The following is a 22,765-nucleotide window of genomic DNA, read 5'->3' as shown; positions in this document are numbered from 1 at the left end:
CCGCTATCGCGAGCAGGCTCGCTCCCACAGTGTTTTATGTCGCTGGATAGTTTGGGGCAAAGTCCTGCAACTCGGGATAGAACAACCGGAAATCCTCGCTCAACGGTTCATACAAAACCCGCAATTCCTGCATCGCCCCGGCCAACTCCTCCGGCCGGGTCAACCTGCGCGAAATCCCCCGCAGCACCTGATCAAGTACTTCGAACTCCTGATATGAACCCAGCCAATCGTTGGCCACCATGTGCGGCGCAATCATCGCCAGGCGTTCCGGCAACTGCGGCTCGGCGGACAGCACCCGGTAAACGTCCGAAGTGAACTGCGCCAGCGGACGGTCGGCGTACAGCACCCAGTCCCGCGCCAGGCAGTGGTCGAAAAACACATCGAGCACGATCCCGGCGTAACGCCGGCGCGTGATGGAAAACCGCGACAAGGCAATGTCCACCAGCGGATGGCGGTCGGTAAACACGTCGATGCTGCGGTGCAACTGAATGGCCGCTTCGATCTCCGGATCGAACTGCCCTTGCAGCCGTCCTTTGACGAAATCGCCATACAGACTGCCGAGCATTTGACCGGGGCGCTGGCCACCGAGGTGCAGATGTGCGAGATAGTTCATGCGCGCAGCTTAACACTGCGCTATCAATATCGTTATAACCCGATATACCGATTCACGCGGTCATCAGACCAAAATCATATTGGTATATCGCGAAGTACCGATTTAAAGTTCGCCTCATCGCGATATAGCGTTTTACTCATCACGAGCCCAAACCATGACCATCGACCTCGACGAAATAATAAAAGCGCTGGCACACCCAGTACGCCGAGACATCCTCATCTGGCTGAAAGACCCCAAGGTCCAGTTCCCGGAACAGCTCCACAACCATGAGTACGGCATTTGCGCCGGACAGATCGATCAACGCTGCGGCCTGTCGCAGTCGACCGTGTCCGCCCATTTGGCGACCTTGCAACGGGCGGGACTGATCAGCAGCCAGAAAGCCGGTCAATGGCACTTCTTCAAACGCAACGAGGACGTGATTCAGGCGTTCCTCGACGCCATCGACAAGGAGCTCCGCGCTCCGACAAGGAACTGACAATGCCCCTCTCGCTACTCATTCTGGCCTTGAGCGCCTTCGCCATCGGCACCACCGAGTTCGTCATCATGGGCCTGTTGCCCGAAGTGGCGGCCGACCTGGGTGTGTCGATCCCCGGCGCCGGCTGGCTGGTGACCGGTTACGCCCTGGGCGTGGCCATCGGTGCACCGTTCATGGCACTGGCCACCGCCAGACTGCCGCGCAAGGCCGCATTGGTAGCGTTGATGGGCATCTTCATCATCGGCAATCTGCTCTGCGCCCTGGCCAGTGACTACAACGTTTTGATGTTTGCTCGTGTGGTCACCGCGCTGTGTCACGGCGCCTTCTTCGGCATCGGTTCGGTGGTGGCGGCAGGTCTGGTGCCGGCCAACAAACGTGCATCGGCCGTGGCCCTGATGTTTACCGGCCTGACCCTGGCCAATGTCCTCGGCGTGCCGCTGGGCACCGCGCTCGGTCAAGAAGCCGGTTGGCGTTCGACCTTCTGGGCAGTGACCGTGATCGGTGTGATTGCGCTGATCGGCTTGATCCGCTTCCTGCCGGCCAAGCGCGATGAAGAGAAACTCGACATGCGCGCCGAACTGCGCGCCCTCAAAGGCGCCGGCATCTGGCTGTCGTTGAGCATGACCGCATTGTTCGCCGCCTCGGTCTTCACCTTGTTCACTTATGTCGCCCCGCTGTTGGGCGAGGTCACCGGAGTCTCGCCACGCGGCGTGACCTGGACCTTGATGCTCATCGGCCTGGGCCTGACGGTCGGCAACATCATCGGCGGCAAGCTGGCGGACAAAAGCCTGGCGGCGACGCTGATCGGTGTGTTCATCACCATGGCGGTCGTGTCCACCGTGTTTACCTGGACCAGCGTTGCCGTGATCCCCACCGAAATCACCCTCTTCCTTTGGGCCACCGCGTGTTTTGCCGCCGTACCCGCCCTGCAAGTGAACGTTGTGACCTACGGCAAAGCGGCTCCGAACCTGGTGTCGACCCTGAACATCGGCGCTTTCAACGTCGGCAACGCACTCGGTGCCTGGGTCGGCGGCAGCGTCATCGCCCACGGCTTCGGCCTCACCCGCGTGCCACTCGCAGCAGCCGCACTGGCGGTACTCGCGCTGCTGGTGACCCTGATTACTTTCCGTCAGAGCGGCGATGCCGAGCTGGCCCCCGCTACTCACTGATCGCTAAAAGAGAGCTATTTCATGACGACTATTTTCGATCCGATCAAACTGGGCGACCTCGAGTTGGCCAACCGCATCATCATGGCGCCGCTGACCCGTTGCCGCGCCGACGAAGGCCGTGTGCCGAACGCGCTGATGGCCGAGTACTACGTGCAGCGCGCCTCCGCCGGCCTGATCCTCAGCGAAGCGACTTCGGTGACGCCGATAGGCGTAGGCTACCCGGACACTCCCGGTATCTGGTCCAACGACCAGGTGCGCGGCTGGAGCAACGTGACCAAAGCGATTCACGGCGCGGGCGGCAAAATATTCCTGCAACTGTGGCACGTGGGCCGGATTTCCCACCCCTTGTACCTGAACGGCGAAGCACCGGTCGCGCCGAGTGCCATCCAGCCTAAGGGTCATGTCAGCCTGGTTCGTCCATTGGCCGACTTCCCAACCCCGCGTGCCCTGGAAACCGCTGAAATCGCCGACATCATCGACGCTTACCGCGTGGGTGCAGAGAACGCCAAGGCTGCCGGTTTTGACGGTGTGGAAATCCACGGCGCCAACGGTTACCTGCTCGACCAGTTCCTGCAAAGCAGCACCAATCAGCGCACCGACAACTATGGTGGCTCCCTGGAAAACCGTGCGCGCCTGTTGCTGGAAGTGACCGATGCCGCCATCGAAATCTGGGGGGCGGGCCGCGTGGGTGTACACCTGTCACCACGTGCCGATCTCCATGACATGGGCGACGAAAATCTGTCCGAGACCTTCACCTACGTTGCTCGCGAACTGGGCAAGCGTGGTATCGCCTTCATTTGCTCGCGCGAGAAAGAAGCTGGCGACAGCCTCGGCCCACAACTGAAAGAAGCCTTCGGCGGCCCATACATCGCCAACGAACGCTTCACCAAGGACAGCGCCAACGAGTGGCTGGCCAGTGGCAAGGCTGATGCGGTCGCCTTCGGCGTGCCGTTTATCGCCAACCCGGATCTGCCGGCGCGTTTGAAGGCCGATGCGCCGTTGAATGAAGCACGTCCGGAACTGTTCTATGCCAAAGGCCCGGTGGGTTATATCGACTATCCGGCGCTGTAAGCTTTAACTATTGAAATGGAAAGCCCCGGCTCGAAAGAGCTGGGGCTTTTGCGTATGGAAGATCAAAGGATCGCAGCCTTCGGCAGCTCCTACAGGGTGTACGCCATTCGAACGCAGGAGTTTGTCAGCGCTTGCGCTGTCCCCCAGGCGACCGCAAGACCGCTGAGGCAAATCACCGTAATCCCGATCACGCCGAAGCTGTCCGGGGTATGGTCGAAGATCAAATACCCGTACATCCCCGCGAACAGGATCTGTCCATAACTGAAGGGTGCCAGCATCGCCGGGGCCGCATGTCGGAAGGCCTGGGTCAGCAGCATGTGACCGAGCATGCCGCAAGTGCCCAGCCCGATCATGAACAGGGCGTGCAGCAATGTTGGCGTGCTCCAGAAAAACGGCAACAACGCAGTCATGATCAGGCTGTTGAGAATGCCGGTCAGAAAGTTGCTGGTGGTCGGGCTGTCGATACCGCTGAGCATGCGGGTGAGCAATTGATAGAAGCCAAAACACAGCGCCGAACACAGCGGCAGCAGAATCGCCGGGGTGAACAGCGCACCGCCAGGCCGCACGACGATCAACACGCCGACAAATCCACCCAGCACCGCCAGCCATTGGTTACGCGTCACCCGCTCGTGCAGCAACGGTACGGACAGCGCAGTCACTAGTAAAGGTGCAAGGAAGTTCACGGCCGTGGCTTCGGCCAAGGGGATGTAACGCAGGCCGGTGGTGAAAAACAGGCTGGTGCCGATCAGGCACAGGGCACGCAGAAACTGCAAACCGGGGCGCTTGGTGCGAACCACCGCCGAAAAACCACTGCGTGGCACGAAAATCACCAGCATCAACAAGGTGTGCACCACGTAGCGTGCCCACACCACCATCACGATCGGATAGAACCCGGACAGGTACTTGGACAACGTGTCGTGACTGGCGAACAATAAAACCGCCAGGCAGATCAGCGCGATTCCCTTGATCGGCTGCTCGGCGCCCTTGTAGCCCGGGTTGTTAACATTCATTCACACACTCGACACAAAATCCCTACAAAATACGTAGCTCACTACCTATCAACGTAGCAAACGTACGTATATAAAAGCACCCCATTACAGAAAGGCGAGCGAAGCAGGGACATTTCCGCGCTTCAAGTCTTGACACAAACGGATCCAATTACGCATTTTGTTTCAATTGCGCAGGCTGGGACTCCAGCGCAGCATATCCAACCCTGTATCGACGCAACGCTCGGCTTCGGTGTGCAGTTGAAAACTGTCGGGAGCCAATAGCCACTGATACAGAATGCCATCGATATACGCATGCAGACTGATGGCCGCGCGGGCAGTGTCGAGGTCTTCCGGCAACTGCCCGCGATTCACCGCATTACTCAGGGCCAGAGCGATTCGCACATTGCAATCGAGACTGGCCGTTCGGCGCTGCTGGCGCAGATCGCACATTTCATCGGTGAATTCGCACTTATGAAACAGAATCTCGTTAATGCGTCGGGTTTTCGGGTCCAGGGCAACTTGATGAAACAGATGAATCAGCAGCTTGCGCATGCAGCCCAGCGGATCGAGTTCATCTTCGCTTTCACTGGCCTTGGCCATTTCATCCAGCGGCTCATGCAAAGTATCGAGCATCGCCTGCACCAGATCCGCCTTGTTACTGAAATGCCAGTAGATGGCCCCGCGCGTCACGCCGGCCAGGGTAGCGATATCCGCCAGCGTCGTGCGTGCCACGCCCCGCTCGTAAAAGGCTTTTTCTGCCGCTTCGAGTATCTGGCTTCGGGTTTCTTGAGCTTCCTCTTTGGTACGACGGACCATGGCAGTAAAACCTCAATCAGGGGTGCTTCAGCGATGTCTGAATATCAGCTGAATAAAAGTGGGGCGAACGCTCTCGGGCTTCGACTCCGGCCTACAATTCGAACCTTTGAACGGCTTTTGTAACCGTGTGGATACACCGCCAAGGTCTTTACAAACAACCATGAACGTAAGTATATTCCTTAGCAAGCTACTTATCCACCCGGCAAAAATTTTTTAACCTTCCACATCTCTTGTGCGCAATGTGCGCGCCTGACCCGAGGATCTTCATGCAATTCAAGCCAGCTGTTACCGCTCTGGTTACTGCCGTCGCCCTGGCATCGCTGCTCAGCGGATGTAAAAAGGAAGAGGCGGCACCTGCCGCACCAACCCCTCAGGTCGGCGTCGTAACCCTGCAACCTCAAGCCTTCACCCTGACGTCCGAACTTCCGGGGCGCACCAGTGCGTTCCGCATCGCCGAAGTTCGCCCACAGGTCAATGGCATCATTCTCAAGCGACTGTTCAAGGAAGGCGGCGACGTCAAGGCCGGTCAGCAGCTCTATCAGATCGACCCATCGGTCTATGACGCGACCCTGAAAAGCGCCGAAGCCAACCTGCGTTCGACCAAGTCGATCTCCGACCGCTACAAGCAACTGGTCGACGAACAGGCTGTGAGCCGTCAGGAATACGACACCGCGCTGGCCAACCGCCTGCAATCGGAAGCGTCCCTGCAAAGTGCCCAGATCAACGTGCGCTACACCAAGGTTTACGCACCGATCTCCGGTCGCATCGGCCGTTCGTCTGTGACTGAAGGCGCGCTGGTCAGCAATGGCCAGACCGACGCCATGGCTGTCATCCAGCAACTGGACCCGATCTACGTCGACGTTACCCAGTCTTCGGTGGAGCTGCTTGAGCTGCGCCGCGAACTGGAAAGCGGTCGTCTGCAAAAGGCTGGCGATAATGCCGCCGCGGTCAAGCTGACTCTCGAAGATGGCAGCCAGTACAAGCTGGACGGCAAGCTTGAGTTCTCCGAAGTTTCGGTTGACCAGACCACCGGCTCCGTGACCCTGCGGGCCGTGTTCCCGAACCCTGATCACACCCTGCTGCCGGGCATGTTCGTTCACGCCCAGTTGCAGGCCGGTGTGGACAGCGCGGCGATTCTGGCCCCGCAACAAGGCGTCACCCGCGACCTCAAAGGCTCTCCAACCGCGCTGGTCGTCGGTGCGGACAACAAGGTCGAACTGCGTCAGCTCAAGGCCAGCCGCACCGTCGGCAACCAATGGCTTATTGAAGACGGCCTGAAGGCAGGCGATCGCGTGATCACCGAAGGGCTGCAATTCGTCAGACCTGGCGTTGAAGTGAAAGCCACTGAAGCCACTAACGTTGGCATAAAGAGCCCGGCCCCCGCACAGGCAGCTAATACAGCTGTCGGCGGCAAAGGGGAGTAAACCATGTCGAAATTTTTTATCGACCGTCCGATTTTCGCCTGGGTAATTGCCCTGGTGATTATGCTGGTCGGGGCTCTATCGATCCTCAAACTGCCGATCAACCAATACCCGAGCATTGCGCCTCCGGCCATTGCGATCTCGGTGACCTACCCGGGCGCATCTGCACAAACCGTGCAGGACACCGTGGTGCAGGTGATCGAGCAACAACTCAACGGCATCGATAACCTGCGTTATGTCTCGTCGGAAAGTAACTCCGACGGCAACATGACCATTACCGCGACCTTCGAGCAGGGCACCAACTCCGATACCGCGCAGGTTCAGGTCCAGAACAAGCTGAACCTGGCCACCCCGCTGCTGCCGCAAGAAGTGCAGCAACAGGGCATCCGCGTGACCAAGTCGGTGAAAAACTTCCTGATGGTCATCGGCGTGGTGTCGCGCGACGGCAGCATGACCAAGGACGACCTGTCCAACTACATCGTGTCGAACATGCAGGACCCGATCTCGCGCACGGCCGGTGTCGGTGACTTCCAGGTCTTCGGTGCCCAGTACGCGATGCGGATCTGGCTTGACCCGGCCAAGTTGAACAACTTCAACTTGACCCCGGTAGACGTGAAAACCGCCATCGCGGCGCAGAACGTCCAGGTCTCGTCCGGTCAACTCGGCGGCTTGCCTGCCCTGCCCGGCCAGCAGCTGAACGCGACGATCATCGGCAAGACCCGTCTGCAGACCGCCGAGCAGTTCAAGGCGATCCTGCTGAAGGTCAACAAGGACGGCTCGCAAGTGCGCGTCGGCGACGTTGCGGAAGTCGGTCTGGGCGGCGAAAACTACTCGATCAGCGCCCAGTTCAACGGCGCCCCGGCCTCCGGTCTGGCGGTGAAACTGGCCAACGGCGCCAACGCCCTCGACACCGCAAAAGCCCTGCGCAATACCATCGACACCCTCAAGCCCTTCTTCCCGGAAGGGATGGAAGTGGTGTTCCCGTACGACACCACCCCGGTGGTGACCGAGTCGATCAAGGGTGTGGTTGAAACCCTGGTCGAAGCGATCGTGCTGGTGTTTTTGGTGATGTTCCTGTTCCTGCAAAACTTCCGCGCCACCGTCATCACCACGATGACCGTGCCGGTGGTATTGCTGGGTACGTTCGGGATCCTCGCGGCGTTCGGCTTCAGCATCAACACCCTGACCATGTTCGGTATGGTGTTGGCCATCGGCTTGCTGGTGGACGATGCCATCGTCGTGGTGGAAAACGTCGAACGGGTCATGAGCGAAGAAGGCTTGTCACCCAAGGAGGCCACCAAGAAATCCATGGGGCAGATCCAGGGTGCCCTGGTCGGTATTGCCTTGGTTCTGTCGGCGGTACTGTTGCCGATGGCGTTCTTCAGTGGCTCCACCGGTGTGATCTACAAGCAGTTCTCGATCACCATCGTCTCGGCCATGGCCCTGTCGGTACTGGTAGCGTTGATCTTCACCCCGGCGCTCTGCGCGACCATGCTCAAGGCGATTCCGAAAGGTGAGCACGGCACGCCGAAACGCGGCTTCTTCGGCTGGTTCAACCGCAGTTTCGACCGTGGCGTCAAAAGCTACGAGCGCGGCGTGGGCAACATGCTCGCGCACAAGGCTCCGTACCTGCTGGCGTACCTGATCATTGTGGTCGGCATGATCTGGCTGTTCACCCGTATTCCAACGGCGTTCCTGCCGGAAGAAGACCAGGGCGTACTGTTTGCCCAGGTGCAGACACCGGCCGGTTCCAGCTCCCAGCGTACGCAAGTGGTCGTGGACGAAATGCGCGAATTTCTGCTGCGTCCGAGCAAGGAAGGCGGCGAAGGCGACGCGGTGGCATCGGTGTTTACCGTGACCGGCTTCAACTTCGCCGGTCGTGGTCAGAGTTCGGGTATGGCGTTCATCATGCTCAAACCATGGGAAGAACGTAACGCCGACAACAGCGTGTTCAAACTGGCGGCCCGTGCCCAACAGCACTTCTTTACCTTCCGCGACGCCATGGTGTTTGCCTTCGCGCCACCGGCGGTACTGGAACTGGGTAACGCCACCGGTTTCGACGTGTTCCTTCAGGACCGCGCCGGTATCGGTCACGAAAAGCTGATGGAGGCCCGTAACCAGTTCCTCGGCATGGCGGCGCAAAGCAAGGTCCTGTCGCAAGTCCGTCCTAACGGCCTGAACGACGAGCCGCAATACCAGCTGGAAATCGACGATGAGAAGGCCAGCGCCCTGGGCGTGACCCTCACCGACATCAACAACACCCTGTCGATTGCCCTGGGCAGTAGCTATGTGAACGACTTCATCGACCGCGGTCGCGTGAAGAAAGTTTACATCCAAGGCCTGCCGGGCGCTCGCATGAGCCCCGAAGACCTGAAGAAGTGGTACGTGCGTAACAGCGCCGGCACCATGGTTCCGTTCTCGTCGTTCGCCAAGGGTGAGTGGATTTACGGTTCGCCGAAACTGGCCCGTTACAACGGCGTAGAAGCGATGGAAATCCTCGGTGCCCCGGCGCCAGGCTACTCCACCGGTGAAGCGATGGCCGAAGTCGAAGCCCTGGCCAAGAAACTGCCGGCCGGTGTCGGTATTTCCTGGACTGGCCTGTCGTACGAGGAACGTCTGTCCGGCTCGCAAGCGCCAGCGTTGTACGCCTTGTCGCTGCTGATGGTGTTCCTGTGTCTGGCGGCGCTGTATGAAAGCTGGTCGATCCCGATTGCGGTGATGCTGGTGGTGCCGCTGGGGATTATCGGTGCACTGATGGCGACCAGCCTGCGCGGCCTGTCCAACGACGTGTACTTCCAGGTGGGGCTGTTGACCACGATCGGTTTGGCGGCGAAAAACGCCATTCTGATCGTCGAGTTCGCCAAGGAACTGCATGAGCAAGGACGGAGCCTGCGCGATGCCGCGATCGAAGCCTGCCGGATGCGTCTGCGACCGATCATCATGACTTCGCTGGCGTTCGTGCTCGGTGTGGTTCCACTGGCCATTTCCACGGGCGCAGGTTCGGGTAGCCAGCATGCGATCGGTACCGGGGTGATTGGCGGTATGATCACCGCCACCGTACTGGCGATCTTCTGGGTTCCGTTGTTCTTCGTCACCGTGTCGTCCATGGGCCAGCGCAAAGTCGCCGACCAAGATGATGACGCTATTGAACCTTCTAAAGAGGCTGGCTAATGAGCAAGTCGCTACTCTCCATCGCAGTCGCCGCCTTCGTGCTGAGCGGCTGCTCGCTGATACCCGATTATCAGCAGCCTGAAGCACCCGTGGCGGGCCAATACCCGCAAGGCCCGGCGTATTCGCCGGCCCAGGCGCCTAACCAGGCCGCTGCTGAACAAGGCTGGAAGCAGTTTTTCCACGACCCGGCGCTGCAACAGCTGATTCAGACCGCGCTGGAGAACAACCGTGATCTGCGCATCGCGGCGCTGAACATCGACGCTTATGCGGCTCAATACCGCATTCAGCGTGCCGATCTGTTCCCGGCCGTTTCGGCCAACGGCAGCGGCAGCCGTCAGCGAGTTCCGGCACGAGCCTCGCAAACCGGTGAAACGGCCATCAGCAGTTCCTACTCGGCCACCGTCGGCATCAGCGCCTATGAACTCGACCTGTTCGGTCGGGTTCGCAGCCTGAGCGAAGAAGCCCTGCAGAAGTACTTCGCCACTGAAGAAGCGCGTCGCAGCACGCAGATCAGCCTGGTGGCCAGTGTGGCCAATGCCTATCTGACCTGGCAGGCTGACAAGGAGCTGCTGAAACTGACCCAGGAAACCCTCGGTGCCTACGAGGAGAGCTTCAAACTCACCTCGCGCAGCAACGAAGTGGGTGTAGCCTCGGCGCTGGACCTGGCCCAGTCGCGTACCTCGGTGGAGAACGCCCGTGCGCAACAGGCCAAATACACCCGTCAGGTCGCTCAGGATGAAAACAGCCTGGTGCTGCTGCTCGGCACCGGTATCCCGGCCAATCTGCAAGCGGCCAAGCCACTGTCGGATGATGTGCTGAGCGAAGTGCCGGCCGGCCTGCCGTCGGACTTGCTGCAACGCCGTCCGGACATCCTTCAGGCCGAGTACAACCTCAAGGCTGCCAACGCCAACATCGGCGCGGCACGGGCTGCGTTCTTCCCGAGCATCAGCCTGACCGCCAATGCCGGTTCCCTGAGCCCGGACCTGTCCGGTCTGTTCAAGGGCGGTTCGGGCACCTGGTTGTTCCAGCCGCAGATCAACCTGCCGATCTTCAACGCCGGCAGCCTGCGCGCCAGCCTGGATTACTCCAAGGTCCAGAAAGACATCGGCGTGGCGAACTACGAGAAGTCCATTCAAACGGCCTTCCAGGAAGTCGCCGATGGCCTGGCCGCACGCCAGACCTACACCGAGCAGTTGCAGGCTCAGCGTGACTTCGTCAGCGCCAACCAGGACTACTACCGTCTGGCCGAGCGTCGCTACCGCATTGGTGTCGACAGCAACCTGACCTTCCTCGATGCCCAGCGTCAGCTGTTCAGTGCTCAACAAGCGCTGATCACCGACCGTCTGGCGCAGTTGACCAGTGCGGTCAATCTGTACAAGGCGTTGGGTGGTGGCTGGAATGAACAGACGGCGAAGAACGAGCCGTTGAAAGAAGAAGCGCCGAAGATGAAGTTGTTCTGATAGCGCCGTAAGCACGAAGCCCACCGATTGGTGGGCTTTTTGTTGGCTGCAGGAAAAGCCAGATCAAAAGATCGCAGCCTTCGGCAGCTCCTTGATCATACCCATCGCCCGGGTTAACCCCGATCCCTGTAGGAGCTGCCGAGTGAAACGAGGCTGCGATCTGTTGATCTTTTGCTGTTCGATAATCGCCCAAAACCCGCTTTCCTCGATTGAACCATCTAGTCTATTCCCCTCACCATCTGTCCTACAAAACCAATAACAACAGGTTCGACACCATGTCCCCGCGCCCTGCCCTGTCCGGCTGACTTCGCCCCGCTTTTCTGAATTCGAATCTTTTGTCTGCAACCCGACGTTGCGGCACCGCCCCGTTTCATCTCCAGGAATTAGAGAGACCCGAGCCCATGACCCCTTCCACCGCGCAGTATTTCTTTCCCAGCCTGATCGCCCTCGCACTGGCCGGTGCGGCCCTGCCTGCCATGGCCGAGGAAGCCGGTTTTGTCGAAGGCGCCAAGGTCAACCTGAACCTGCGCAACTTCTACATCAACCGTAACTTCACCAACCCGACCAAGAGCCAGGGCAAGGCTGAAGAGTGGACGCAAAGCTTCATCCTCGACGCTAAATCCGGGCTCACCCAGGGCACCGTCGGGTTCGGCATGGATGTGCTGGGGTTGTATTCGGTCAAGCTCGACGGTGGCAAAGGCACCGGCGGTACGCAGTTGTTGCCGCTGGATCACGATGGTCGTCCGGCGGATAACTTCGGTCGCACCAATGTGGCGTTCAAGGCCAAGCTGTCCCAGACCGAAGTGAAAGTCGGCGAGTGGATGCCGGTGCTGCCGATCCTGCGTTCGGACGACGGTCGCTCGCTGCCGCAAACCTTTCGCGGTGGCCAGATCACCTCTAAGGAGATCGACGGTCTGACCCTCTACGGCGGCCAGTTCCGCGCCAACAGCCCGCGCGACGACAGCAGCATGAACGACATGTCGATGACCGGCAGAACGGCGTTCACCTCAGACCGCTTCAACTTTCAGGGCGGCGAATATGCCTTCAACGACAAGCGAACTCAGATCGGCCTGTGGAACGCTGAACTCAAGGGCATCTACAGCCAGCAATTTATCAACCTGATCCACACCCAACCACTGGGCGACTGGACGCTGGGGGCCAACCTCGGTTTTTTCTACGGCAAGGATGACGGCAGCGCCCGGGCCGGCGAGCTGGCCAACAAGACCTGGTCGGGCCTGTTCTCGGCCAAATACGGCGGCAACACCTTCTATGTCGGCCTGCAAAAAATCACCGGCGACAGCGCCTGGATGCGGGTCAACGGCACCAGCGGCGGCACTCTGGCGAACGATAGTTACAACGCCAGCTACGACAACGCGAAGGAAAAATCCTGGCAACTGCGCCACGACTACAATTTCGCCGCCCTTGGCGTACCGGGCCTGACGTTGATGAACCGCTACGTCAGCGGCGACAACGTACACACCGCAACCACCACCGACGGCAAGGAATGGGGTCGCGAAAGCGAACTGGGCTACACCGTGCAGAGCGGCACGCTCAAGGACCTCAACGTCAAATGGCGCAACTCGACCATCCGCCGCGACTTCAGCAACAACGAGTTCGACGAGAATCGGTTGATCGTCAGCTATCCAATCAGTTTGTTGTAACTGCACTCAGGCAGTGACCGTTGATTAACGGTCGTTGCCTGGAACCACCTGTCGGCTCAAATTAGCGTTTTGCAAGTTGGCAGATACAGTCAAAGAGCCTGTTTAATTCTCCATCTCGATGTAGGAGCCCTTTTTTCTTCCGTTATCTCCGGATGCTGTACGCGAAGCTGCCATGACCACGGAGGTCAGGTATGAGCAAGCGAATAGTTATCGTCGGTGGCGGTGTAGGTGGAACCATGTTGGCCAATCAACTGGCCAACAAGCTGTATCCAGAAATCCTGCGCGGCGAAGTCTCGATTGCACTACTGTCCAACTCCCCCGATCACTTCTACAAACCTGCGTTCATGTACGTGGCCTTCAACCTGTTTTTTCAGGAAGAACTCAAGCGTGCGGAGCGTTCATTGTTACGCCCGGAAATCCAGTTCATTGTCGATGAGGTCACGCGTTTCGACTTCAAACTGCAACAGCTGAAAACCCGCAGTGGCAAGCAGTACGGCTATGACTTTTTAGTCATCGCGACTGGATGTGTACCAGCGCCGGAACGTATCGAAGGCCTGAAGGAAGCCGGCGATCATTTCTATCAATACCAAGCTGCCCGGCAGTTGGCGCAACGGCTGAGCACCATCGAAAAGGGCCGCATTTTCATCACCGTATCCTTTCCGCAAACGCCCAACGTACCGCACCAATGCGGCATCGCTCCCGTGGAAACCACGCTGATGCTCGATGACTTCTTGCGCCGTCGGGGTGTTCGGGATCGTGTGGAAATCGTCTACACCTATCCGACAACGGCTCAATTACTGCGCAACTGCCTGTTCCTGCAAAGACCTACAGGAGAAATTCTCCCAAGTATTTTCGAGCAGAAGAACATCCGTTTTCAGCGCGGATTCACCCTGAGCCGCGTCGACCCGGAGCGCAAAATTGCCTACTCCGAAGAAGGCGACGAACAACCTTTCGACATCCTGATGGCAACGCCGCCTATCCGTGCGGTGAATGCCGTGCTGGAGTCGGGTGCTTCACAAGCGCCCAATCAGGAAGGCTGGTTGCCGACCAATCATGAAACCTTGCAGGTCTACGGCCTGGACAACGTTTATGTGATCGGTGACACCGTCGATCTGCCCATCAGCAAGGCCGGAGGTGCGTGCCATAACCAGGCCCCCGTGATCGCCAACAACATCACCGCCGAAATTCGTTTGGGCGGCCCCAATAGCGTTTACGACGGGCGTGTTCAGGCGGTGGCGCAAATGGGCCTGAATGCCGGCATGCCGCTTTGGTATGACTACCAGCACGATGTGCTGCCGACACCGCCCACCAAACTCGGCGGCTTGCTCAGAAATGGCTTCAACCGCGGCCTGTACTGGGCCGTGGCCCGCGGAATGCTTTGACCCTGCACCGGGAAAGGAGTGAATCGTCATGGATGTATCCAATGAATCAGTCGTCCCCGCCCACAGCGCGGAGATGACCGCGCTGCTGGGAAAACTCCAACCTTTGATCGACGGTGGCCGGCTGGACAACCTGGTCGACCTGCTTTCGCTGCTCAGCGATATCGTCGATCTGCTGGATGCGCCCATGGTGGAAAAGCTCGCGCAGCTTTTCGAAAGCACCACGGCAGCGACCTGGACACTCAGCAATGCGCTGCGTTCAGCGAAAGCCGACGTCGCAGAGCAGCCACCGGGGTTTTACCACTTGCTCAAATTGTTGCGCGAGCCCGACACACGACGAGGTGTCGGCTTTGCACTCAAAACCCTGAACGTCATCGGCAAACAACTTTGAACAGCCAGAGAGGACAACCTCATGAGCGTCAAACTTCCAGGCGCCAGGCCTGCCAGTACTCACTGGGACGCCAAGGCCTACCAGCAATTCTTCCGCCTTCGACAACGCCCCGTTAACGAATTACTTAACCGGGTTGAACTGAAAAAGCCCAAGTGCATTTACGACTTGGGTTGCGGTACCGGCATCGCTACTCAATTGCTGGCAAAGCGTTGGCCCCGAGCACATTTGCAGGGCATCGACAGTTCCGAACAAATGTTGCAGGAAGCTCGGTGTCTGCCCATCAAGGCGCTGTGGAAGCAATGTGATCTGCTGAACTGGACGCCAGAGCAACCGGCCGATCTGCTGTTCGCCGCCGCCGTGTTGCACTTCATCAGCGATCACGAACAACTCCTGCCGCGCCTGCTTCGCCTGCTCAACCCTGGCGGTTGCCTGGCGGCGCACATGCCCGACTGGCGAGACGCGCCGTGGTATCAATTGATGCTCGACACACTCGAAGACGCCGGCCCCGGTGGCACGCCCCTGGGCACCGCGCAACTGCGCCAGATCATGGCGGCAAGACCGTTGTTGCCGCTGGAGGGTTATTACCGATTGCTGGCGCCTCTCACTAACAAGCTGGAGATCTGGGAGACCGAGCAATTACAGGTAGTCGAGGGACGTTCGCCGATCTACGACTGGGTCAAGGTTTCGGCCCTGCGACCGGTATTGATGGCGTTGAATGATGATGAGAAAGCTCGCTTTCTTTACCACTACCTGATGCGCGTGCATGCGCATTACTCGCCGGAGAGCGACGGGCTTACATTGTTTCCGTTCAAGCGGATCTTTATCGTTGCGACGGTGTGATCGCACTCAAGGTGTCTATACCGACTGATGCATCAAATCGACCACCGCCATCGCGAGCAGGCTCGCTCCCACATTGGTATTTCTGCGCAAATGCGATTTGTGGCAAACGCAGATCACCTGTGGGAGTGGTGGACAGTTATTCGCGCGACTCAACCCCCAACTCATCCCACACCGACTCGGCCAGGTGGAAGGTCGCGTTGGCCGCAGGGATGCCGCAGTAGATCGCGCTCTGCATGATCACTTCCTTGATCTCGCCGCGGGTCACGCCATTGTTGGCGGCGGCGCGCAGGTGCAGTTTGAGTTCTTCGTTGCGGTTCATGCCGATCAACATCGCGATGGTGATCAGGCTGCGGGTGTGACGCGGCAGGCCCGGGCGGGTCCAGATGTCGCCCCAGGCGTGGCGGGTGATCATCTCCTGGAACTCCGAGTTGAACTCGGTCAGCGCGTTCAGGCTGCGGTCGACATGGGCGTCGCCCAGTACTGCGCGGCGGACGTTCAGGCCCTCGTCATAACGTTGTTTCTCGTCCACAACAATCTCCTCAATGAGCTGACAAAAACGCCAGTACTCGGTCGCTGAACGCAGCGCCGGCCTGGACGTTGGACAGGTGCGCGGCGTAGAACTCGGCGTACTCGGCGTCCTGCACGTGTTCCTGAATGAAATGCCCGCCGGATGGCGGCGTCACCGCGTCTTCGGTGCCGACGATTACCAGCAGCGGCACCTGAATCGAGGACAACTGATCGCGGAAATCGGCGTCACGTACCGCCGCGCAATTGGCCGCGTAACCTTCAGGCGAAGTCGCCGCGAGCATGTCGGTAATCTGCTTCGCCACTGCCGGATTAGCCTCGGAAAAATCCGCGGTGAACCAGCGCGCAATCGACGCATCACGCAGGGCAACCATCGCCGCCGCGCCGTCACGCAGCACGGTTTCGATCCGTGGATTCCACACCGACGGATCGCCGATTTTCGCCGCGGTGTTGCATACGATCAGTTTATTCAAACGCTGACCGGCATTGATCCCCAGCCACTGACCGATCAACCCGCCCATGGACAGACCACAGAAATGCGCGCGTTCGATGTGCAGCGCATCCAGCAGCGCCAGCACGTCGCGGCCGAGTTGCTCGATGCTGTACGGCCCCGGCGTGACCAACGACTGGCCGTGACCACGGGTATCAAAACGCAACACCCGAAATTGCTCGGTGAGCGCCGGAATCTGTGCGTCCCACATGTGCAGGTCGGTACCCAGTGAGTTGGACAGCACCAGCACCGGTGCCTCGTCAGGGCCATCGAGTTGGTAATGCAGTTCGCCCTCGGCGAGTTGTACGAATGCCACGGCAGTCTCCTTCAGGCTATCAACGCAAAATGTTCAGCCACCGCTCGCTCGACCCAGGTATGGGCCTGACCGAGGTAATGGGCGGGGTCCAGCAGACGATCGAGTTCAACGTCCGACAGTTCGGCAGTCACCTGCGGCTCGTCGCCGAGCACCGCGCGCAAATGACGTTGCTCGGCCACTGCGCGTTTGCAGCATTGCTCAAGCAGATGGTGCGCGGTGTCGCGCCCGACCCGTTGCGCCAGCACGATGCTCACGGCCTCGGCCAGCACCAGGCCCTGGGTCAGGTCGAGGTTGCGCGTCATGCGCATCGCGTCCACTTCCAGTCCGTCGGCCACCAGCAGCGCTTGCTGCAGGCTGCCTGACACCAAACAGCAAATCTCCGGCAGGGTTTCCCATTCGGCATGCCACAGGCCCAGGCTGCGTTCGTGTTCCTGCGGCATCGCGCTGAACAAGGTCGAGAGCAAGCCCGGCACCCGCGTCGCCGCGCCGATCAGCACCGCTGCGCCCACCGGGTTGCGCTTGTGCGGCATGGTCGAAGAGCCGCCCTTGCCTGGCGCCGACGGCTCGAACACTTCGCCGGCCTCGGTCTGCATCAACAGGCTGATGTCGCGACCGAATTTGCCGAGGCTGCCGGCGATCAGTCCAAGCACTGCGCCGAACTCCACCAGACGATCACGTTGGGTGTGCCAGGGTTGATCCGGCAAGGTCAGTTGCAGTTCTGCGGCCAAGGCTTCGGCAATCGGCATCGCCTGCTCGCCGAGGGCCGCGAGGGTCCCGGAGGCGCCACCGAATTGCAGCACCAGCAGGCGCGGTTTGAGTTCCAGTAGACGCTGACGGCTGCGCGTCACCGCCCCCAACCAACCGGCGATTTTCATGCCGAGGGTGACGGGCGTCGCGTGTTGCAGCCAGGTGCGCCCGGCCAACGGCGTGGCGACGTAACGCCAGGCCTGGGTCGCGAGGGTTTCCCCCAGTTGCTCCAGATCAGCTTCGATCAATTCCAGCGCGCGGCGCAGTTGCAGCACCAGGCCGGTGTCCATTACATCCTGGCTGGTCGCGCCCAGATGCACGTAACGCTCGGCTTCGGCATCGCTCTTGGCGATCTGCTTGCCCAATGCCTTGACTAGAGGAATCGCCGAATTCCCCGCCGTGGCAATGGCCTCCCCCAGAGCGGCGAAGTCGTAATGCTCAGCGAGGCAGGCTGCTTCGATAGACGCGACAACCGTCTGCGGAATCAGCCCAACCCGTCCTTCGGCCCGGGCCAGTGCCGCTTCGAAATCAAGCATGGCCTGAACCCGGCCCTGATCGCAGAACACCTCACGCATGTCGCGTGCCGTGAAGTAGGCATCGAACAATTGATTGCCCGGTCGCTGGTTCATAAACAGTCCTTGCAGGCATGGGCCGGTCAGGCCCCTCGCGTAGAAATCAAAGGTCGTTGTGCAGGCGCCAAAAGATCGCAGGCTGCGCCAGCTCCTACAGGAACCCCGTTCGACGATTAGATCAATGTAGGAGCTGCCGCAGGCTCGGGCCGCGTTCGGACGATCTTTTGATCTTGCTCTCAATAATCGAAAAACACCGTCTCGGCATCCGTCCCCTGCAAAATCACATTCCACTGATAAACACCCGCAGCATCCTGCTTCGCCAGCAAGGTACTACGACGTTCAGCAGGCACGCATTCCAACAGCGGATCCGCCACGTTGGCCGGCTCGCCATCGAAGTAAATCCGCGTCAACAAGTGCTTCACCAACCCACGAGCAAATACCAATACCACCAAATGCGGCGCCTGGGTCGTGCCTTTCAAGCCTTCCACTGTGCCCGGTTTGATCGTGGTAAAGCGAAAGCGCCCTTCTGCATCCACCGGCACTCGGCCAAACCCTTCGAAGTTCGGGTCCAGGGGTTTGTCCTGATCGTCTTCGGGATGGTCGTACTTGCCGACGGCGTTGGCCTGCCAGACTTCCAGCATCGCGTCGTTGACGAAGTCGCCATTGCCATCGACGACTTGCCCAGTGATCGCCACGCGCTCGCCAAGGGTTTGTTCGACGGTCAGGTCTTCGCGGTTCAGCCAGGTCAGGCCGATGTGGTAATACGGCCCGACGGTGTGGGATGTGGTCGCGTTCAGCGTCATCTTATTTCTCCATCGGCGTGGCTTCGCGGCCACGCAAGACGATGTCCCAGCGATAACCGAGGGCGTAGGAAGGGATGGTTTTTTCCAGGTCGAAACTGGCGATCAGGCGCTCTTTGGCGCTGGTATCGGGCACGCAGTTGTAGATCGGGTCGTAGGCCAGCAACGGGTCGCCCGGGAAATACATCTGGGTCACCAGGCGCGTAAGAATACTCGGCCCGAACAGTGAGAAATGGATGTGCGCCGGGCGCCAGGCGTTGTGGTGGTTACCCCACGGATAAGCGCCGGGTTTGATGGTCTGGAACTGGTACCAGCCATCGGCGTCGGTCACGGTGCGGCCGGTGCCGGTGAAGTTCGGGTCCAGCGGCGCGTCGTGCAGATCGCGCGCATGGTTGTAGCGACCGGCGGCGTTGGCCTGCCAGATCTCTACCAAAATGCCTGGCACTGGCAGGCCGTTTTCATCCAGCACACGGCCATGAATGATGATCCGTTCACCCAGTGGCTCGCCCGAGTGCTGAGCGGTCAGGTCGTTGTCCTTCTCGTTGATGCGCTCGGCACCTACGGTCGGCCCGGTGATTTCCGACAGCGAATGAGGCAAATACACCAACGGCTTGGACGGCGAGCGCAGGTTGGTGGATTGATAAGGAGGGTGCAGGTATTCCGGCTGAGTGCCCGCCTGCGGGCGACGGTAACCAGGTTTGTCAGTCATTGCGCTTTCCTCAGTTCTTATTAGTCGACGCTTTTAATTCACAGCCAGCGTGTCAGACCCGTTCGATCGCCAAGGCCAGGCCCTGGCCGACACCGACGCACATGGTCGCCAGGCCTTTCTTGCCACCGGTCTTTTCCAGTTGATGCAACGCGGTCAGTACCAAGCGTGCACCACTCATGCCCAGCGGATGGCCCAAGGCGATGGCGCCACCGTTCGGGTTGACCTGGGCCGCGTCATCCGCCAATCCCAGTTCACGCAGCACGGCCAAGCCCTGGCTGGCGAAGGCTTCGTTGAGTTCAATCACGTCGAAATCGCTGACCGCCAAGCCCAGGCGCTCAGTCAATTTACGCACTGCCGGCACCGGGCCGATGCCCATCACCCTTGGTGCGACACCGGCACTCGACATGCCCAACACGCGAGCGCGGGCAGTCAGGCCATGTTTCTTTACCGCGTCGCCGGAGGCCAGAATCAACGCCGCCGCACCGTCGTTCACCCCGGAAGCGTTGCCGGCGGTAACGGTTTTGTCCGGTCCGTTGACCGGTTTGAGTTTGGCCAGGGTTTCCAGTGTCGTATCAGCGCGGGGATGCTCGTCCTGCGTGACGACGCTTTCACCCTTTTTGTGGGCGATCCGCACTTCGACGATTTCTTCAGCGAAAAATCCTGCGGCTTGCGCGGCTGCCGTGCGTTGCTGACTGCGCAGGGCGAACGCATCCTGATCGGCGCGGGAAACCTGGTAATAGTCGGCGACGTTATCGGCGGTCTGCGGCATCGCATCGACGCCGTATTGGGCTTTCATCAACGGGTTGATGAAACGCCAGCCGATGGTAGTGTCTTCCAGTTTCATGTTGCGCGAGAACGCCGCATCGGCCTTGCCCATCACGAACGGTGCGCGAGACATCGACTCGACGCCACCGGCAATCGCCAGCTCCATCTCGCCACTGGCGATAGCGCGGAACGCGGTGCCGATGGCATCCATGCCCGAAGCGCAGAGACGGTTGAGGGTCACGCCGGGAATTGTTTCCGGCAATCCGGCCAGCAACAGCGCCATACGCGCAACGTTGCGGTTGTCTTCGCCGGCCTGGTTGGCGCAACCGAGGAACACCTCGTCTACCGCGTTCCAGTCCACCGACGGGTTGCGCGCCATCAGCGCTTTAATCGGCACGGCGGCCAGATCATCGGCGCGAACCGCCGACAGGCCACCGCCGAAACGGCCGATGGGGGTGCGAATCGCGTCACAGATATAAACGTCACGCATCAGGCTTCTCCGGGTGCTTGGCCGTGAGCCGCAGCGGTGCGGGCTTCCAGATCGCGCAGTGCGGTCAGCTCGACGTCGGTTGGCTCGGCGGTGTTTTCCACCTGATCGGCAAAACGAATCGCCCAACCGGTGGCAGCAATCACTTGCTCGCGGGTCACGCCTGGGTGCAGCGCAGTCACCACAAATTCATGTGTATCCGCGTCGGGTTCCATGATGCACAGGTCGGTAATAATGCCCACAGGACCGGCACCCGGCAGGCCGAGACGCTTGCGCGAATCACCGCCCTCGCCATGACCGACCGAGGTGATGAAGTCGAGTTTGTCGACAAAGGAGCGCGCCGACTGCTTGAGGATGATCAGCACGCTCTTGGCGGAACCGGCGATCTCCGGCGCGCCACCGGCACCTGGCAGGCGAACTTTCGGCTGATGGTAATCACCCACCACCGTGGTGTTGATGTTACCGAAGCGGTCGACTTGCGCGGCGCCGAGAAAACCGACGTCGATGCGCCCGCCCTGCAGCCAGTAGCGAAAAATCTCACCAGTCGGGACGACGGTGTCGGCGGTTTCCGCCAGTTCACCGTCACCGATCGACAGCGGCAGTACGCTGGGCTTGGCACCAATCGGACCCGATTCGTAGATCAGGACGACGTCTGGCGAAGAAGTCAGACGTGCCAGGTTGGCGGCTTTCGACGGCAGACCGATGCCGACGAAGCATACCGAACCGTTTTTCAGACGGCGGGCGGCGGCGACGGTCATCATTTCATTGGTGGTGTAAGTCATTACTTGGCCTCCGAAGCAGCGGCCAGCTTGGCCTGGAACTCGCTGAAGTCAGCGCAGCCGTGGATGTACTCGTTGATCCACGCGGTAAAGGTTTCACGGTCGCGGGCAATCGGGTCCCAGGCTTGATAGAAGCGGTTGTCTCGTTCGGTGTAACCGTGGGCGTAGGACGGATGCGCGCCACCCGGTACATGGCAGACCGCGCTCAAGGCCCAGGTCGGCAGCACGCAAGCATTCATCGGTGCATTGAGGTCGTCGACGATTTCTTCAACAGTGACGATGCAGCGCTTGGCGGCCAACGCGGCTTCTTTCTGCACGCCGAGAATACCCCAGAGCAGCACATTGCCTTTGCGGTCGGCTTTCTGCGCGTGAATCACGGTGATGTCCGGGCGCACCGACGGCACGGCTGCCAATACTTCGCCGGTGAAGGGGCAGGTGACGGTCTTGATCAGTGGGTTGACCTTCGGCAAGTCGGAGCCAGCGTAGGCACGCAGCACCGCAAACGGTAAGCCCGAAGCGCCCGCGACGTAGGCATTGGCCAAGTCGGCGTGGCTATGCTCTTCGATTTCCAGCGCATGCGGCCACTGCCTTTCGACCGCGTCACGCAGACGGTGCAGCGAGCCCACGCCCGGGTTACCGCCCCAGGAGAAAATCAGCTTGCGAGCACAACCGGCACCGATCAACTGGTCGTAGATCAAGTCGGGCGTCATCCGCACCAGGGTCAGATCTTTCTTGCCCTGGCGGATGATTTCGTGACCGGCCGCCGTAGGAATCAGGTGAGTAAAGCCTTCGAGCGCGACGGTATCGCCGTCGTTGACGAACTGCTTTATCGCGTCATGCAGCGAAAGGATTTCAGCCATGGGGCAGGCTCCCGTTTTGTTATGAACCGACAGTGGTAGAAAAAGGCGCGAGGTTCAGCGCCGGAATGACTGAAGAGTAAGCCCCTGAAAAACGCCAAACAATCCGATAATCGACTGAGTGTTCGTTTATCGAACAGATTGTTGTCTCCCTACCGATCCTGAAAAGCTTCGCGGGCAAGCCTCGCTCCTACGGGATGTACGTGATGTTGCGACCATACATATCCGTAGGAGCGAGGCTTGCCCGCGAAGAGGCCATCAG

The 22,765-nt window shown here is 59.9% G+C and carries 21 protein-coding genes; 10 read left to right on the top strand and 11 right to left on the bottom strand.

Features of this window, described 5'->3' with window-relative positions; genetic code table 11:
• Window positions 1-34 precede the first annotated feature (34 nt).
• The gene (locus ACYZT2_RS07695) at window positions 35-613 is read right to left on the bottom strand and encodes an acyl carrier protein phosphodiesterase (RefSeq protein ID WP_461971329.1); all 579 of its coding nucleotides are present in this window, start codon (window positions 611-613) and stop codon (window positions 35-37) included.
• A gap of 154 nt (window positions 614-767) precedes the next feature.
• Between ACYZT2_RS07695 and ACYZT2_RS07690 the strand changes: the two genes are divergently transcribed.
• Genes ACYZT2_RS07690 through ACYZT2_RS07680 form a run of 3 tightly spaced genes read left to right on the top strand, consistent with a single transcriptional unit; the run spans window position 768 to window position 3,328 of the window.
• Window positions 768-1,088: an ArsR/SmtB family transcription factor gene (locus ACYZT2_RS07690; RefSeq protein ID WP_007903797.1), complete on the top strand. Its 321-nt coding sequence runs from the start codon at window positions 768-770 to the stop codon at window positions 1,086-1,088.
• 2 nt (window positions 1,089-1,090) lie between these two features.
• Window positions 1,091-2,257: an MFS transporter gene (locus tag ACYZT2_RS07685; protein WP_461971328.1), complete on the top strand. Its 1,167-nt coding sequence runs from the start codon at window positions 1,091-1,093 to the stop codon at window positions 2,255-2,257.
• 21 nt (window positions 2,258-2,278) lie between these two features.
• The gene (locus ACYZT2_RS07680; protein ID WP_461971327.1) at window positions 2,279-3,328 is read left to right on the top strand and encodes an alkene reductase; all 1,050 of its coding nucleotides are present in this window, start codon (window positions 2,279-2,281) and stop codon (window positions 3,326-3,328) included.
• A gap of 89 nt (window positions 3,329-3,417) precedes the next feature.
• Here ACYZT2_RS07680 and ACYZT2_RS07675 read toward each other — a convergent pair whose 3' ends face one another.
• On the bottom strand, window positions 3,418-4,338 hold the full coding sequence (locus ACYZT2_RS07675) for a DMT family transporter (RefSeq protein ID WP_461971326.1): 921 nt from the start codon (window positions 4,336-4,338) through the stop codon (window positions 3,418-3,420).
• Window positions 4,339-4,500: 162 nt separating this feature from the next.
• Window positions 4,501-5,133 (bottom strand): efflux system transcriptional repressor EmhR, encoded by a 633-nt coding sequence (emhR, locus tag ACYZT2_RS07670; protein WP_461971325.1) that lies wholly within the window; start codon window positions 5,131-5,133, stop codon window positions 4,501-4,503.
• A 266-nt stretch (window positions 5,134-5,399) separates the two neighbouring features.
• Between emhR and emhA the strand changes: the two genes are divergently transcribed.
• The 7 genes from emhA (at window position 5,400) to ACYZT2_RS07635 (ending at window position 15,456) form a co-directional block, all read left to right on the top strand.
• Window positions 5,400-6,557 (top strand): efflux RND transporter periplasmic adaptor subunit EmhA, encoded by a 1,158-nt coding sequence (gene emhA, locus ACYZT2_RS07665; RefSeq protein ID WP_461971324.1) that lies wholly within the window; start codon window positions 5,400-5,402, stop codon window positions 6,555-6,557.
• 3 nt (window positions 6,558-6,560) lie between these two features.
• Complete coding sequence (gene emhB, locus ACYZT2_RS07660) at window positions 6,561-9,725, top strand: efflux RND transporter permease subunit EmhB (RefSeq protein WP_461971323.1); 3,165 nt, start codon at window positions 6,561-6,563, stop codon at window positions 9,723-9,725.
• Window positions 9,725-11,185, top strand: coding sequence for an efflux RND transporter outer membrane subunit EmhC (emhC, locus tag ACYZT2_RS07655; RefSeq protein ID WP_461971322.1), 1,461 nt, complete (start codon window positions 9,725-9,727; stop codon window positions 11,183-11,185). The genes emhB and emhC overlap by 1 nt, the downstream gene beginning before the upstream one ends.
• Before the next feature lie 401 nt (window positions 11,186-11,586).
• On the top strand, window positions 11,587-12,846 hold the full coding sequence (locus tag ACYZT2_RS07650; RefSeq protein ID WP_461971321.1) for an OprD family porin: 1,260 nt from the start codon (window positions 11,587-11,589) through the stop codon (window positions 12,844-12,846).
• Window positions 12,847-13,037: 191 nt separating this feature from the next.
• Window positions 13,038-14,228, top strand: a complete 1,191-nt coding sequence (locus ACYZT2_RS07645; RefSeq protein WP_461971320.1) for an NAD(P)/FAD-dependent oxidoreductase — start codon at window positions 13,038-13,040, stop codon at window positions 14,226-14,228.
• A 28-nt stretch (window positions 14,229-14,256) separates the two neighbouring features.
• Complete coding sequence (locus tag ACYZT2_RS07640; protein ID WP_461971319.1) at window positions 14,257-14,616, top strand: DUF1641 domain-containing protein; 360 nt, start codon at window positions 14,257-14,259, stop codon at window positions 14,614-14,616.
• A gap of 21 nt (window positions 14,617-14,637) precedes the next feature.
• Window positions 14,638-15,456, top strand: coding sequence for a methyltransferase domain-containing protein (locus ACYZT2_RS07635; protein WP_461971318.1), 819 nt, complete (start codon window positions 14,638-14,640; stop codon window positions 15,454-15,456).
• A gap of 136 nt (window positions 15,457-15,592) precedes the next feature.
• Here ACYZT2_RS07635 and pcaC read toward each other — a convergent pair whose 3' ends face one another.
• The 8 genes from pcaC to ACYZT2_RS07595 all read right to left on the bottom strand — a co-directional run bounded on the left by pcaC (window position 15,593) and on the right by ACYZT2_RS07595 (window position 22,506).
• Window positions 15,593-15,985, bottom strand: a complete 393-nt coding sequence (gene pcaC, locus ACYZT2_RS07630) for a 4-carboxymuconolactone decarboxylase (RefSeq protein WP_008005892.1) — start codon at window positions 15,983-15,985, stop codon at window positions 15,593-15,595.
• 10 nt (window positions 15,986-15,995) lie between these two features.
• A complete protein-coding gene (gene pcaD, locus ACYZT2_RS07625; RefSeq protein WP_461971317.1) occupies window positions 15,996-16,787 on the bottom strand; it encodes a 3-oxoadipate enol-lactonase in 792 nt (263 codons plus the stop codon).
• Between the two features lie 11 nt (window positions 16,788-16,798).
• On the bottom strand, window positions 16,799-18,163 hold the full coding sequence (locus ACYZT2_RS07620) for a 3-carboxy-cis,cis-muconate cycloisomerase (RefSeq protein ID WP_461971316.1): 1,365 nt from the start codon (window positions 18,161-18,163) through the stop codon (window positions 16,799-16,801).
• 179 nt (window positions 18,164-18,342) lie between these two features.
• The gene (pcaG, locus tag ACYZT2_RS07615) at window positions 18,343-18,909 is read right to left on the bottom strand and encodes a protocatechuate 3,4-dioxygenase subunit alpha (RefSeq protein WP_461971315.1); all 567 of its coding nucleotides are present in this window, start codon (window positions 18,907-18,909) and stop codon (window positions 18,343-18,345) included.
• 1 nt (window position 18,910) lies between these two features.
• A complete protein-coding gene (gene pcaH, locus ACYZT2_RS07610; protein ID WP_461971314.1) occupies window positions 18,911-19,615 on the bottom strand; it encodes a protocatechuate 3,4-dioxygenase subunit beta in 705 nt (234 codons plus the stop codon).
• 52 nt (window positions 19,616-19,667) lie between these two features.
• A complete protein-coding gene (gene pcaF / locus ACYZT2_RS07605; RefSeq protein ID WP_461973021.1) occupies window positions 19,668-20,873 on the bottom strand; it encodes a 3-oxoadipyl-CoA thiolase in 1,206 nt (401 codons plus the stop codon).
• On the bottom strand, window positions 20,870-21,649 hold the full coding sequence (locus ACYZT2_RS07600) for a CoA-transferase subunit beta (RefSeq protein ID WP_461971313.1): 780 nt from the start codon (window positions 21,647-21,649) through the stop codon (window positions 20,870-20,872). The genes pcaF and ACYZT2_RS07600 overlap by 4 nt, the downstream gene beginning before the upstream one ends.
• Window positions 21,649-22,506, bottom strand: coding sequence for a CoA transferase subunit A (locus ACYZT2_RS07595; protein WP_048393939.1), 858 nt, complete (start codon window positions 22,504-22,506; stop codon window positions 21,649-21,651). The genes ACYZT2_RS07600 and ACYZT2_RS07595 overlap by 1 nt, the downstream gene beginning before the upstream one ends.
• Window positions 22,507-22,765: the final 259 nt, after the last annotated feature.

Source organism: Pseudomonas sp. MDT1-85, from assembly GCF_054898065.1.
The sequence above is the reverse complement of the archived record's forward strand: the minus strand, read 5'-3'. Positions and strand labels throughout refer to the sequence as shown.

Coding starts and splice junctions, on each gene's coding strand:
- ACYZT2_RS07695 (WP_461971329.1), bottom strand. CDS start 613: ATGAACTATCTCGCACATCTGCACCTCGGTGGCCAGCGCCCCGGTCAA.
- ACYZT2_RS07690 (WP_007903797.1), top strand. CDS start 768: ATGACCATCGACCTCGACGAAATAATAAAAGCGCTGGCACACCCAGTA.
- ACYZT2_RS07685 (WP_461971328.1), top strand. CDS start 1,091: ATGCCCCTCTCGCTACTCATTCTGGCCTTGAGCGCCTTCGCCATCGGC.
- ACYZT2_RS07680 (WP_461971327.1), top strand. CDS start 2,279: ATGACGACTATTTTCGATCCGATCAAACTGGGCGACCTCGAGTTGGCC.
- ACYZT2_RS07675 (WP_461971326.1), bottom strand. CDS start 4,338: ATGAATGTTAACAACCCGGGCTACAAGGGCGCCGAGCAGCCGATCAAG.
- emhR (WP_461971325.1), bottom strand. CDS start 5,133: ATGGTCCGTCGTACCAAAGAGGAAGCTCAAGAAACCCGAAGCCAGATA.
- emhA (WP_461971324.1), top strand. CDS start 5,400: ATGCAATTCAAGCCAGCTGTTACCGCTCTGGTTACTGCCGTCGCCCTG.
- emhB (WP_461971323.1), top strand. CDS start 6,561: ATGTCGAAATTTTTTATCGACCGTCCGATTTTCGCCTGGGTAATTGCC.
- emhC (WP_461971322.1), top strand. CDS start 9,725: ATGAGCAAGTCGCTACTCTCCATCGCAGTCGCCGCCTTCGTGCTGAGC.
- ACYZT2_RS07650 (WP_461971321.1), top strand. CDS start 11,587: ATGACCCCTTCCACCGCGCAGTATTTCTTTCCCAGCCTGATCGCCCTC.
- ACYZT2_RS07645 (WP_461971320.1), top strand. CDS start 13,038: ATGAGCAAGCGAATAGTTATCGTCGGTGGCGGTGTAGGTGGAACCATG.
- ACYZT2_RS07640 (WP_461971319.1), top strand. CDS start 14,257: ATGGATGTATCCAATGAATCAGTCGTCCCCGCCCACAGCGCGGAGATG.
- ACYZT2_RS07635 (WP_461971318.1), top strand. CDS start 14,638: ATGAGCGTCAAACTTCCAGGCGCCAGGCCTGCCAGTACTCACTGGGAC.
- ACYZT2_RS07620 (WP_461971316.1), bottom strand. CDS start 18,163: ATGAACCAGCGACCGGGCAATCAATTGTTCGATGCCTACTTCACGGCA.
- pcaG (WP_461971315.1), bottom strand. CDS start 18,909: ATGACGCTGAACGCGACCACATCCCACACCGTCGGGCCGTATTACCAC.
- pcaH (WP_461971314.1), bottom strand. CDS start 19,615: ATGACTGACAAACCTGGTTACCGTCGCCCGCAGGCGGGCACTCAGCCG.
- ACYZT2_RS07600 (WP_461971313.1), bottom strand. CDS start 21,649: ATGACTTACACCACCAATGAAATGATGACCGTCGCCGCCGCCCGCCGT.
- ACYZT2_RS07595 (WP_048393939.1), bottom strand. CDS start 22,506: ATGGCTGAAATCCTTTCGCTGCATGACGCGATAAAGCAGTTCGTCAAC.